Source organism: Companilactobacillus sp. (assembly GCF_022484265.1).
Classification (GTDB): domain Bacteria; phylum Bacillota; class Bacilli; order Lactobacillales; family Lactobacillaceae; genus Companilactobacillus.
This window is the reverse complement of the sequence record NZ_JAKVLR010000001.1, coordinates 48,161-62,383: the sequence shown is the minus strand read 5'-3', so window position 1 is coordinate 62,383 and position 14,223 is coordinate 48,161. Positions and strand designations below refer to the sequence as shown.

9 protein-coding genes are annotated in these 14,223 nt (G+C 35.6%); 4 read left to right on the top strand and 5 right to left on the bottom strand.

Annotated features, from left to right (window positions below):
• Positions 1-116: 116 nt before the first annotated feature.
• The 4 genes from LKF16_RS00285 (at position 117) to LKF16_RS00270 (ending at position 8,999) form a co-directional block, all read left to right on the top strand.
• Positions 117-3,086: a hypothetical protein gene (locus tag LKF16_RS00285; RefSeq protein ID WP_291471822.1), complete on the top strand. Its 2,970-nt coding sequence runs from the start codon at positions 117-119 to the stop codon at positions 3,084-3,086.
• A gap of 206 nt (positions 3,087-3,292) precedes the next feature.
• Positions 3,293-4,990 (top strand): hypothetical protein, encoded by a 1,698-nt coding sequence (locus LKF16_RS00280; RefSeq protein ID WP_291471820.1) that lies wholly within the window; start codon positions 3,293-3,295, stop codon positions 4,988-4,990.
• 58 nt (positions 4,991-5,048) lie between these two features.
• Positions 5,049-6,344, top strand: coding sequence for a hypothetical protein (locus LKF16_RS00275; protein ID WP_291471818.1), 1,296 nt, complete (start codon positions 5,049-5,051; stop codon positions 6,342-6,344).
• A gap of 177 nt (positions 6,345-6,521) precedes the next feature.
• Positions 6,522-8,999, top strand: a complete 2,478-nt coding sequence (locus LKF16_RS00270; protein ID WP_291471817.1) for a hypothetical protein — start codon at positions 6,522-6,524, stop codon at positions 8,997-8,999.
• A gap of 40 nt (positions 9,000-9,039) precedes the next feature.
• Here the strand turns inward: LKF16_RS00270 and pnuC are convergent, their stop codons facing one another.
• From pnuC to mscL, 5 genes are all read right to left on the bottom strand, one after another.
• Positions 9,040-9,762 (bottom strand): nicotinamide riboside transporter PnuC, encoded by a 723-nt coding sequence (gene pnuC / locus LKF16_RS00265; RefSeq protein ID WP_291471816.1) that lies wholly within the window; start codon positions 9,760-9,762, stop codon positions 9,040-9,042.
• 127 nt (positions 9,763-9,889) lie between these two features.
• Positions 9,890-10,837: a phosphatase PAP2 family protein gene (locus LKF16_RS00260; protein WP_291471815.1), complete on the bottom strand. Its 948-nt coding sequence runs from the start codon at positions 10,835-10,837 to the stop codon at positions 9,890-9,892.
• A gap of 143 nt (positions 10,838-10,980) precedes the next feature.
• Positions 10,981-12,363: an argininosuccinate lyase gene (gene argH / locus LKF16_RS00255; RefSeq protein ID WP_291471814.1), complete on the bottom strand. Its 1,383-nt coding sequence runs from the start codon at positions 12,361-12,363 to the stop codon at positions 10,981-10,983.
• Positions 12,363-13,589, bottom strand: coding sequence for an argininosuccinate synthase (locus LKF16_RS00250; protein WP_291471813.1), 1,227 nt, complete (start codon positions 13,587-13,589; stop codon positions 12,363-12,365). The genes argH and LKF16_RS00250 overlap by 1 nt, the downstream gene beginning before the upstream one ends.
• A 161-nt stretch (positions 13,590-13,750) precedes the next feature.
• The gene (mscL, locus tag LKF16_RS00245) at positions 13,751-14,143 is read right to left on the bottom strand and encodes a large-conductance mechanosensitive channel protein MscL (RefSeq protein WP_291471811.1); all 393 of its coding nucleotides are present in this window, start codon (positions 14,141-14,143) and stop codon (positions 13,751-13,753) included.
• Between the last annotated feature and the right edge of the window lie 80 nt (positions 14,144-14,223).

Here is a 14,223-nt window from a genome sequence, read left to right as displayed (position 1 = left end):
ATTTTGATGAAAGCGTTTTTTTAGAATAGAAAATGCAACTCGATTTGATTAAGAAAGCTAATTCATAAATGTTATTATTTCAATTCGTATTCGAATCCCCCACTAAGGAGATCAACATGAATAAGAAGAAAATAATAATCAGTAGCATAATTTCGATATCATTAACAATTCTGACAATTTGTATTGGTATATCATCAACGCACACTATCAGCGCAGAGAAGATCATTTTTTCAAAAAAAATAGATATTTCTGAAATAAAACATAATGATAATTCCACTAAAATCAAAATTTCCTACCAACTTCCAGTGGAAAACCCAACAATGTTAATTGAAATCGACCCACTTAACAATTTGAATATTGATAAGCTTTCAGACGAAATAGGAAAAAATAACCTCGATATAGATTTAAAAAAACACTTATTAACACTGGATTTAAAGAACATAACTGATACAAGCGGTAAAGGCGAATTGAAACTTGAGACAAAAAATCAGGACAAAACGACAATTAAAGCATCTGATTTTGACAATGAAGTAACTCAAGAAAAAACAATTAATAAATTTCAAACGACAGAAAGTGATTCACAGTTAGGCCCAAACAATGGAGAATCAAATAATACTGAAGATACAACCGAAAATGAACCAATCAAAGATGAATCTACGGAAAAAACTGATGTTGATTCCTCACGCAAAGGCTCCAGCAATATAAGTCAATCTCCAGGTAATGAGATTAACGATAATGAAGAAGATTCTAAATCCGGTTGGGAGAGGCACAAACAATTATTGATCACAACTGGCCCGGAACACGCCCTTCCAAATGGTTCTAAGGCTGTTTCAGTAATTTACTTTGGTGCTCTTAATTATGCATTATCAAATTTATGGATTAGAAGCATGTGGGGTGGCGATGCTGTGGATGACAGGCCAGGAGGTTTTATTATCGGTGATTTAGTCGGATCGTTGTTACCCGATTTACCTGGTGATCTCGACAGTGTTCTTGCCTTTGGTTCCGGAAAAGGGAGAAAAGATAATATAACTGCTCCAAATTCGGCAGTTATCATTGTTCCAGACGGCGGAAAAGTTACTGACGAACAAACTCGTAGTAAGAAAAAGAACCATTGGTTTACAAATACTTTTGGGGACGGAATGTTACAAAAAGATGGACACAACGTGAAAGGATACTATGGATCTCAAAGAAATTTTGTTACAACTAACCTACTCAATTATTCTCATAAGAGTGAAAAAGAAAACATGCCGAATATCGCAGGTCCAGATTTTGCAAAGGACGATAAGATTGGCATGGTTGAAGATTCTGTTAATTTATACGTTCGTCGTGATCCGCGAAACAGTAAAGGTTACTTGCAGCAAAGAATGGTATTCCATCAGCTATATCAACGTGGTAGGAAAAACTATCGAGTAAAAATATCAATTACACAAGGCTTTTCCGAAGATGGATCTATATACGTGCGAACTGAATTCAAGAATATCGGAAATATAGATCTGCCTGATTTTACTGGTTATGCCTTTAGAGATATTACTTTTATGAAAGATTACGATTTTAATGATTTTGAAAAAGATAACGTCCTTCGTTCATTAGGTGCCAATCGTGGAATATACGCATCTAGAAAAAACTTTAACGGTAGTATTGAATTTCATATGAATGAATTTTCAGATGCCCCCTATGCCTGGTCTGCACGTGGCACAAAATCCACTTGGTTCTCAAGTAAAGATGAGAATTTTCCTTGGAATTCTAATTCAACAGAATTATTTGGAAAACCTAACGCATTCGAAGATGTAAATGATGTTGGTGATAACCACCCGGACCGTGATCCAGGATTAGGTAATCGCTGGGCTGGAGAAGAAGGCCAAAGAGGATGGGATTCGGGAATTTCCATGCATACAAAAAATCAAACTCTCAAAGTTGGACAATCTGTTTCTATGTCATATGCAACTGATGTTGCTCCTTCAAGCGATAATCCAATGATTGAATTGCATCAAAAAGGAACCAAAGAAAATCCAGATGTGATTCAACCTGATTTAGAAAAATACAAAATTGACGGTGGCTGGTTTCATTTTGGACATAAAAATGTCGAAATAAAATACATCATCGGATCGAACAACATCTCTGATCCTAAAGAAATTATTAAACACGGAAAAAATATTTCTAAGAACACACAGACTGAAGCTGAGCAAAAGGTCGGTAAAAGATTCCCATGGGAAACTGAGATTCCTGTAGGTAATCTACCTCCTGGGATTCATCATATAAATATCGTTGCAGTCGATGAAAATACACCCAAACGATATTCTTCAATCAAGGAAGTAGTAATAAACAAACCAAGCAAGGCAACAATTGAACCAAAGATTAAAATCATGTCTCCAAATGATATTACAAAAAATAACCCGTACATGCCCACTAGTGATGTTCTTAATCTCAAAGGAGGCTTTTCTGATCTAGATAGTGATTTTGTAAAAATAACTTATCAATTAGACGGATCTGGTCCAGTGTACAATGTTCCAAACATCGGGAAAAACAACAAGGGAGACGTTATGCCGTGGTATTTACATGACTTCTCCATTAAAGACATAAACGACTTTAAACTACACCACTTAACATTTACGATAAATGACGGAGATGATAGCACACCCGATGACACAGTTGTTTTCTGGTTTCAACGTCGAGCTGGTGAAATTGAAATTACCGCCCCTTCTAAAATTAATTTCGGATCACACCATCCAATAAATGGTGGACACAAAATTGTTGATTCTGAATTCAACGGCTCTTTTAAAGTAATTGATCGGCGAAAAGATGATGAACCGTCAGTTCCTCTGACTCTACAAATGACCGAATTTAGGGAAGAAGGAACTAACGAAAAACTCAACCACAATATTATGTATAACAACAAACCACTTTCGTTCGGAACCTCAAACATCATTATTAATGACATCTCAGTTGTCAAAGGTGAATGGGAAACTGTTCATGATTACACTAAATTGTTAGAAAAGAATCTAAAAATGAAATTCAAAAAGAATCATTCGAACAAGCCAGGTACATACAAAAGTACCTGGACATGGTCCAATATAAATTCCCTCTAACAATGGTTTATACCAAAAAATTATTCTTATTTAATTTATGAAAGCGTAACTCAAACGAGTTACGCTTTTTTCATTATTAACATGAAAATTATCTTAAAAAAAGAAACAATTCACAATACGATTCCTTATGGTTTTTAACATCGAAAACTTATACATAAATGATATTATAAATCTCTGAAAAATCAGTCTAGCCAAAGGAGAAAACAATGAATATAAAAAAAACAATCTTTATCCCCTTATTGTTTGCGACTATTTGCTTTTTTGGAATATTCCTCTGCAACTCCCCTATTTCCAACTCGCAAGCAAAAGATAAAACGACCAACTCAAAAATTGAATTAAGTAACAAAATTATTGCACAAAATAAAATTAGCTACAAATTTAAATATACGCTAACTCCTAATGATCCATTAATCACAATTTTTTCAAGAGATGTAAAACGTGTTGACCTTAATTCATTAAAAAAAGAATTAGGTGAAAAAAATATTGGTTTAGATTTAGATAACAATTCAATACATGTAAATCTAAAAGATAATATTAATCAAAATGGCCTAGGCAAATTTCAAATAACTGCAATTGGTAAAGATGATTTAGACATAGAAATTGCAGATTTAAATGAAAATTTACTATATAGTAAAAAAACTATTCCAGAAACAGCTTTAGAATCAGCTGATGATACTGTTACTGGGACTGAGAATGCCAATAATAACACACCTGAAAATACTAATATTGATGAATTACACGATGTTGAATCGGAGGAAACATCACGAGAAGATAACTCAGCAAATAAAACAACTCAAATCACAGACTCCAATTTGGATTACAAACAACCTCCACTAGTCCCTGGCGGGGAAGATTGGAATCAAGATTGGTTGAAACAAGATAATTTATTAATATCAATGGGAATTCCAAAAAAATTGGATGATGGTAGAACTTCATATCCTGTGCTCTATTTTGGAGCTCTAAATTATGCCCTAAATCATACCAAAGTATATGATTCGGTTGGTGGACGTCCAGGTGCTGTCGGATTAGGGTCTGGAAGGAAAAATAACATTACGGCTGCTAATTCAGGTATTATTAATGTTCCAAAAAACGGGAATGTTGATGCTGAACAACAAAAGAAAAATGACCCTAACAAATTTTTAAATTTTACATTTGGTGACGGTCTGCTTTTCGGTGATGGTACTGCATTCCGTCCTGATGCTGTCTATAGAGGCTCACAGCGAAATTGGACCACCACGAATGTTTTTGATTTTTATAAGCCAACTGGAAATATAATGAAACCTGCAATTTATGGTCCAGATTTTGAAAAACTCAGCGGTGACTGGGGCTTGGACGAAAAAAGTGCCAGATTTTATGTAAAACAATATTCAGTGGGCTCTGGCAAAAATCAGCATCATTTTGTTGCTCAACGGATAGTTTATCGCCAAGTTTTAAAGAAAGGCTATGCAATTCAAGTTACAACAACTCAACAGTTTGATGAAAATAATTCAGTAATCATTACAACTGAATTTAAGAACGTTGGGAATAAATACATTGATAATTTTCAAGGGTATACTTTTAGAGACATTACATTTTTACGTGATCACCGAAGAAAAGGTTCCAAACAAGATAATGTAATTCGTTCATTGGGTAAAAATCGTGGAGTTTATGCTAGTAGAAATGGTGAGTTCGGATCAAGAATTGAATTTAAGTTATCAGGATATCCAGATTCACCATATGCATGGAGTGGGCGTGGTACTCGTTCATCATTCTACCAATCATCACGAAAAGATCATTTCCCATGGAACAGCAAAGGATTATTTAATACATATAATGATGCTTTTGAAGATATCGATGATGTTGGAGATAAAGGTTCTGAACCTGGTTTCGGAAACTCATGGATGGGATTCCAAACATACAACTGACTCTGGTATCGCTATGCATACAAAAAATCAACCTCTCCATTTACAAGATCAGGTCTCGATGACATATGCAGTGAATATGATTGAAAAAGACGAAGCCCCTATCTTAAATTTGGAAAACGAAGGTACAAAAGGTCGACCTTATGTATTAAAACCTGAAGAAAATGAAATCAAATTACTTGGTGATTGGAGATATGATCGAAATCAAGATGTAAATATTAAATATCATACTGAAGATGCAATCGATGAGGATGATGGATTAACGCCAGAAAAAATTATCAAAAATGGTAAATTCGTTCAAGAAAATCCATATCACCAATCTAAAGATGATATGCATAACGGTGTTCCTCAAAATTGGGACAAAACAATCCCACTAAATGAATTAGGTTCAGGCCTACAAAAGATATCCGTTGTTGCCTATGATGCTGTTGAAAATGTCGAAGAATTAGATCCAAATAACGCAGATGATGAACCGGTATCTTCAAGAAAACTTGATGAAAATAAATCGAAACGCGTATCAAAAATTGAAAGCTTTTATGTGATGATACCTGAACGTGAAGAGATCATCCCTGAATTAGAACTAAAAATTTTCAGACCGATTAGTGGTCATTCTGAATCAGATCCATACGAACCTAGAAAAGATTTAGATTTTGTTGATTCAATCGACGTTTCAGGTATTGTTCAGAACAAAGATTCTTCAGCAGAACAAACAAATAACTTCTGGCTTACCTATCAGGTTAATGGTGGAGACGAAAAACCATTAGAGATTCCTGATGATGTGAAAGGAAACAATAAACCAGTTCCTTGGCACTTGAAAGACCTTGATTTATCTGAATTTATGACTTATCAAGGAATCATTCCAATTAAATTTACCGTAAGAAATGACTTCGGAATGGTAGTATCTAAAACGTTGTATATTCAGATGAAAAATAATGATGAACACAATCTTCCAGATGGAACCATTAGCATATATGCACCAGGAGATATCAATTTTGGTGTAAAACATATGGCACCTAATTCAGAGACAGACGCTAAACCCAGTTTTACTGAAAATTTGATTGTTGATGACCACCGTAGAATGGAAAAACGTGATACACCAGTCAACATTAGCTTTAAAACAGAAGAATTTAAGCTTAAAAATGATTCTGATAATATCCTAGATACCCAATTGTATTGGAAAAATCGCGAATTAAGAGAACAAGAAGAATACACTTTCGAAAACTTTGAGAAAAAGAATCGAGTAATATTGAACGATCTCTTTAAAAAAAATATTCATTTAAAAATAAAGAGCGACAAACCTGTTAAGCAAGGTCACTTCATAAGTGAATGGACTTGGTCATTAACTGAATCGCTTTAAGAATTTAAGCCACTCATGACGAGTGGTTTTTTATTATTCCATTTATTCAGCATACAATTTTCAAAATAAAATTCGATCCACCAATCCATACGATATTCAACGTATATTAATACTTTTCCCATCAACTTCCATGTTAATGTGAGATTCAGACTGATTTCGCTTACAAAGGAGATAACTATGAAAAGCATTAAACACTTACCTCTTCTGTTAACTATGATCTGCCTATGTTTTTGCATTATTTTATATGGATTTTCATCCAAATCAGAAACTAAGGAACATTTGAACACAGAAACCACAACGCAAACATCCGAAACAAATCAGACTAACGAAACTGAAACTAACCTACCGACTGAAGAAGAAATCATTAATGAAGCTGAAGATGACACGCTTCCTCAGATAGATGATTATGATCAGCGCAGCAAAGATGATGGCTGGAAAGCAAAAGACCGCCTATTTGTCAGCTCTGGATTTCCTTCAAAAGCACAATCGGATGGTTGTATTAATACACCCGTCCTCTATTTTGGATCCTTGAATTACGCGCTTCAAAATATGACGATAAAAAATGCTGTCAATAAAACTACTGTATGGGGCAATGGACCAAGAATCAACAACGTCACTGCTGCAAATTCGGGTATTATTACTGTTCCACAAAATGGGGATCTTTATGAAGATATGGATGAAAAATCAAAAAACACCTATTACACGACCACTAATGGAGATGCGCCAATTAATGGCAACTCAGGTTCGTTTTACAATTTCACAACCACTAACATCCGCAATTACGATCATACTAATCGAAATTCATTGACTCCAAATATCAGTGGCCCAGACGCATTAGGCATTGGTGATGAAGGTATTAAGGCTAACTCCGTGAAATTATTTTCCCGAATTGATCCTGAAACGGGACTTGAAGAACAACGGTTAGTATTTGAACAGTTCTATCGACCAAATTGGTTGAGTAAAAAGAAATATCAAATAAAAATTCAAATCACGCAACGTTTCAACAATAATAATGACGTCGAAGTACATACTGACTTCATAAATGTTGGTAATCAAAAATTGAATAATTTCACTGGCTATATTTTTCGTGACATTACTTTCATAAAAAACGATAAAATCGTTAAAAATGGTTCAAATAATATTTTGCATTCTCTGGGAGTACACGAAGGACTTTATGCTGTCAATCCTGATTTTGGTGGAAAATTAGAATTTAAATTAAATCGTGAACATGACTCTCCTTACGCTTGGGCTGGTCGTGGTACAAGACCCTGGTATTTTATCAATGAACAATTCCCTTGGTCGGCAAAAGATTCTTCGATGGATAATCTGCCAAATGTTTTCAAAAATATTTATGATCAAGGTGATAAAGCCAGAAAAGACCCTGGAGCAGGTGAACCATGGATCAACCGACACTTTAATTCTGGAGTCTCAATGCATACTGAAAATACAAATTTAGATTTAAATGAGAAAGTCAGCATGTCATACACGACTCATCTTGATATCAAAGCTAAGCAGCATCCAAATATTGTCTTAGCAGATTATGGAACTGAAGATGATCCCGACATAACAGAAAATAAAGCTAAATTTTATTCATTAAAAGGAAGTTGGTTTGACTACCTTAACAATAAAGTTGATATCTTATACACTTTGGATGATAAAAATATGGATCACGCCAAGAAAATATCATCGAATACACAAACTGATTCTGAAATGAGCGAAGGCAAAAACCATCCTTGGAGCTTTGACATCCCATTAAATAATCTAAATGCTGGTGTACATATTGTCCGAGTCATTGCTAGAAGTACTAGCATTGGAGAAAATGGCGAAAAAATCCATCACGATTCGGACGTCCATAAAACCGTCTTTTTAATCGACTCAAAAGCAACGAAGGAACCTCAAATTGAGGTACTATCACCTGATTCATTCACATCCAAGAATGATCCATATACCCCTAATTATGAACAGATCAACTTTTCAGGTGCTTGGTCTGATGCTGATAGTAAGACGGTTGATATTTTCTACCAGATCGACAATCAATCAGAAGTACCAGTTTTAATTAGCGAAAAAAACAAACTAATTGGTAAAGCTAATCGTTGGGAGTTTGAAGATTTTTCAGTCAATGACATCAACGACAATGAAGTCCACACACTCAAATTCATCATTCGTGATCCTGATGGTCATGAAGGTCAGACAAAATTTTTCTTCAAATTATCCGAGGGGAAAATATCTCTTTTCGCTCCTAGAAAAATCAATTTTGGCTCTCATAACTTAATTCCCAATCGATCAGTCTCAGTTAAACCTTCTTATGATGGTCAGTTTTTAGTAAATGACACTCGTACGGTTAAAGATCCCAGGGTCAGAATCAACTTAACCATTGGGGATTTTTATTTGAATTCGAATAAACATTCTTCAAATAAACAAAAATTAAATGCCACAGTCTATTGGAAAAATTCTGTCATTCCCGTTGGAAAAAAGTTCAATATCACAACGATCGCTGCACCAGACCACAATAATCGTTTGCATACAACAGATTTTTCTCAAGAAATTGACGACAACCTTTCATTAAAAATAACTACTGACAAGAACATAGCCAATCCGCATCAAGCTAATTTATTCAACAGCCATTGGCAATGGGAAGCAACTGATTCCATCTAAAAAACGGGCCCTAATTCATTACGAATTAAGTCCCGTTTTTTTAATCAACTGCTTGTGCAGCTACATTTTCTTTATGTTCTGCTCTGGTCCAAGTGATCCATCCGACTAAGTCATTCAACATGTAGATAACGTACATGAAGCCTAGTGGACTTAACAGACCGTTTCCGGCTATCATCGAAGCTCTGATCCAAAGGATCATTGAAACGACTCCCTGGACGAACCAGAAGATAAATTGTGTTTTGATTCTTCTAACGCACAAGATCGATGCAATCATACCAATTGAAAAACCTAATGCATCCATAACTGGTTGTGTATCGCCAAATTGTTTCAAAATAAAATATGAAACTACCCAGATCAATACCATGCCACCAATGGCATAGGCCCATTGTAAAAAGCCTTGTAGCGGTTTAGATACTTCGGCACTACCTGTATCATCTTCATGCTTAGTCCAAGCAACCAATACTGGAATATCCAGTACGAAAATATATGCGAATTGCAATAATGCATCAGCGTACACTTTGTTGATAATTGCATTCACAATAATGATCACGGCTGAGATAATCCCAAAAATTCCGTTACTTGCCTTACGATTACTGATCATTAAAACACAGGTCACACCTAGGACAGCACCTAAGGTGGTGATCAAAGTCATTGGCGAATAATCGCCTGCTGTGACTAAGATAACTGCCTGCATGATGATCCCTAATGCTAACAATCCGTAACTCGACTTACTCCATCCTTTGAAGTCGTTAATTACCATCATACTAAATACACCCTCTAAACGTTTTTTAAAAACAACGATTATTAGTGTATCATTCAAAAAATATAAATACCAGAATTATTACATATATATAGTGATAACTGAATTCGGTATACACCATATATAGTGCTTATTGGAGAATTGGATCTTTCTTCCACTCTACCAAATGCATACCTGTGATGCTTAATACAACGAAGAATACGAACCAAACTGTCCATAGACCTGAAGTAGCATCTGTTAAGAAATGTGCGCCAACACGAACACGTGAAGCCCACATCAAGATACAATATGCCAAACCGCACCAGAATGTGATCTTTTGCAATTTAACGTTGGCACGATCAACGAACATTGGCAACAACATAATACCTGCCGCAGCTGTTGTGTGACCTGATGGGAAACTCATATGGTCATTGGCACCATTTGGTTGGAACCAATTAGTAAAGTGAGTATGATTACCTGCTAACTCATAAGGTCTCCATCTGCCCCAATAAGTCTTCATAGCGCTGTTCATATCGTTGGCTACGATTGCTGCTAAAGTTGCAACAACTGCAACCTTAACTAAATAATCCATTTGTTCATCTGACTTATGTGAAAGCCAAATTTGAGTAATGAAGAAAAATACTAAATAAATAATGATCCAAACTGTAAAATTGCCTAAAAATGAAAGATGTAGATTACCACCATCGCTATTAGCAGTCCCCACTGGTAATCCTTTTTTAATATTGTCATTCAAAGTTAATGCGTAATAAACGGTCGTCTTTAAATAATTAGCCCATAATTGCCAACCTGACAATACGAATGCACCAATGATCATGCTCCAACGAACAAACCATGGCTTGTTCTTAGAACGCCAGCCATAATTAATAATGACCATTGAACTCAACATGATAATAAATGGAATTGGCCAAAGACCGAAGTCTTGGAAAATTGTTCCATACCATGAATTTTGGTTCATAATCGCTTGAGAAATCTGCCAGTCAAATCCTGTACCAATCAACATGATGACAATAATTGTCAATGCTGCAGTGTAGAACACCTTGCTTGGCGAGGACATGAACTTACTTACTTTAACGCTCATAATGTTTCACCCCTATAATATTTTTAATACGCTTACATAATAGCATTCGTAATTAAACGTTAATCATTTCACTTATCGTTTTAAGAAATGTTTAAATAATTGCACAAAAAAAGAGCACAACCCTAGTGGTTATGCTCTTTTCATTAAATATCTAATTCTTTTTTAGCGTCCGCAATTTGCTTTCTCACTGAAGCAAATCCTGTACCACCTAATGAATTTCTTCTTTCAACCGCTACTTCTGGTTTCAAAACTTCATAAACGTCTTCTTCGATCTTAGGAGAGATCTTCTTGAAGTCCTCCATAGTGATGTCTTGAAGATTTTGATGAGTTTCTAGCCCCTTCAGTACTAATTGCCCAACAATACCATGAGCTTCTCTAAAAGGAATACCCTTGGTTGCTAAATAATCAGCCAGTTCAGTTGCATTTGAAAAATCATTTTCAGTAGCATGACGCATATTATCTTTTTTGACCTTAAGCGTTGAAATCATACCGTTAAATACTCGCAAAGCAGGCAATAACGTCTTAACCGTGTCAAAAGTACCCTCTTTATCTTCTTGAAGGTCTTTATTATAGGCTAATGGCAATGATTTCATCGTTGATAACAAGCCTAGCAAGTGACCATAAACACGTCCACTCTTACCACGGATCAATTCAGCCATATCAGGATTTTTCTTCTGTGGCATGATTGAACTTCCCGTGGTGTACTTGTCGCTGAGTTCAAGATATTGGAACTCGTAACTGACCCACATACTGATTTCTTCACAAAATCTCGATAGATGCATCATCAAAATCGATGCATTACTCAAAAATTCGAGAGCGAAATCACGATCAGAAACAGCATCCAACGAATTACTATAAATATCGCCGAATCCTAATTCTTTAGCTGTGAATTCACGGTCAATTGGGAAAGTTGTTCCAGCTAAGGCTGCAGCTCCCAATGGACTAATGTCAGCATGTTTCATATTGAATTGGAAACGTTCAACGTCACGCTTAAACATTGAATAATAAGCCATCAAATAATGTCCATACGAAATAGGTTGGGCATGTTGAAGATGAGTATAGCCCGGCATAATTGTTTCGACATTATTGTCAGCTAATTCTACCAATGTCTTTTGAATCGTTTGAATTTCTTCAATAATCTTAGGTAGACGATTCTTAACATACAAATGAAAATCAGTCGCTACTTGGTCGTTTCTTGAACGTCCAGTATGCAATTTACCTGCAACCGGGCCAATCTCATCAGTTAAAATACTTTCAATATTCATATGAATATCTTCGTTTTCAACTGTGAAATCAAGTTTGCCATCATGTAGCTCTTGTTGGATATTTTCCAACCCAGCAATAATCTGATCACAATCTGATTCATTTAAGATCTTAGTTTCTTTGAGCATCTTAACGTGTGCTAAAGAACCTTCGATATCTTCGTCTGCCATGAGTTGATCAAAACTTATTGATGCACCGAATTCATCGACCCAAGTTTCAGCTTGAGCTTGAAAACGACCACCCCATAATTTTTTGGTACTCATTATTTGTCCTCGTTAACTAGTTTCTTACCATTTTTGGCATCAACTTGAGCTTGAACTTGTGTTGGAAGTCCCCAAAGTTTGATAAATCCTTTAGCTGCTTCTTGGTCGAATGAATCGGCTGAAGTATATGTAGCAAGATCTTTATCATACAATGAGCTCTTTGATTTACGTCCAAGGATCCAGATATTACCTTTGAACAAGTTTAATCTGATATCGCCAGTAACGTTCTTTTGGCTTTCCTTCAAGAATGCCAACAATGAGTTCATCAATGGTGAGAACCAAAGACCATTATAGATAATTTCTGTTAATTCTTTTTCAATAACTGGTTTGAAATGACCTAAGTCACGTTCTGTTGTTAAATCTTCAAGTTCCTTGTGAGCTTTGATCAAGACCATAGCTGCAGGACATTCGTAAATTTCACGTGACTTGATACCAACAAGTCTGTTTTCGATGTGGTCAATTCTACCGACACCATTGTCTCCTGCAATAACGTTTAATTTTTCGATGATAGTTGCAAATGACATTTCTTCGCCATTAACTGCAACTGGAACACCTTTATCAAAAGTGATTGTCAAAGTTGTAGGTTCATCGGGTGTTTCTTCGATTGGCTTTGTTAAACCAAATGCATCTTCTGGTGCTTCAACCCATGGATCTTCAAGAACACCGGCTTCGTTAGCACGTCCCCAAATATTAGCATCGATTGAATATGGTGAATCTAAGCTAATTGGAACTGGAATGTCATGTTTCTTAGCATAGTCGATTTCTTCTTCACGTGACCAGTGCCAATCTCTAACTGGGCTCAAAACGTCCAAATCTGGAGCCAAAGCATGAATACCTACTTCAAAACGAACTTGGTCGTTACCTTTTCCGGTACAACCATGAGCAATGGCTACAGCACCCTTTTCATTTGCAACTTCAACTAATTTTTTAACTATCAGTGGTCGGGATAGAGCAGAGAGTAAAGGATAACTGTCTTCATAAAGAGTGTTACCTTGTAATGAAACTAATGCATAATTGTCAGCAAATTCTTCCTTTGCGTCGATTGTTACAGCGTCAACGGCTCCTACTTGAATAGCTTTCTTTTCAATAAAGTCGTGATCTTTTCCTTCGCCGACATCAATACAACATGCAATAACGTCGTATCCTTTATCTTTTAGCCACGGAATGGCTACAGAAGTATCCAAACCTCCTGAATAAGCTAGTACTACTTTCTTTGTATCTGTCATATCTATTCCCTCCACTGATTAGAAAAAAATTAATTTTGTGTTAATTATAGTAACTCGAATTTTCATTTTTTACAAGACAATAAAGAGAAATTATTGGTTTAAAGCTGTTTTTCTTCATATTTAATTGATTTGAATACTTCTAATTTTCAGTAAAAGTATATTTATTTTTCTGTATCTTTTGCATCTACAGACTCTGAGATTTTCTTTAAGTATTTGATCATTTCGTCTTCTTTTGAAGGTTCCTCAGCTTTTTCTTCAGGCTTTGAAGTCCGCATTAATTTGTTTACACCTTTGACTAAGAAAAATACCACCAAGGCGATGATCAAGAAATTGATGATAGATTCTATGAAACTACCATATTTAAAATTGGCACCTGCAACTTTTACGACCATGTTCGATAAATCAATTTTTCCAAGAATCAAACCGATCAAGGGGTTGATCAAATTAGATACCAATGATGTTACGATTGCCGTGAAAGCAGCCCCCATAATTACACCGACTGCCAAGTCCATGACATTGCCACGACTAATAAAATCTCGAAATTCTTTTAACATTTTTAAAACTCCAATCACATTTTTTCACAGTATCATCGGACAAACTCCCCACATTTGACCGATGAGTACTTACTATGATT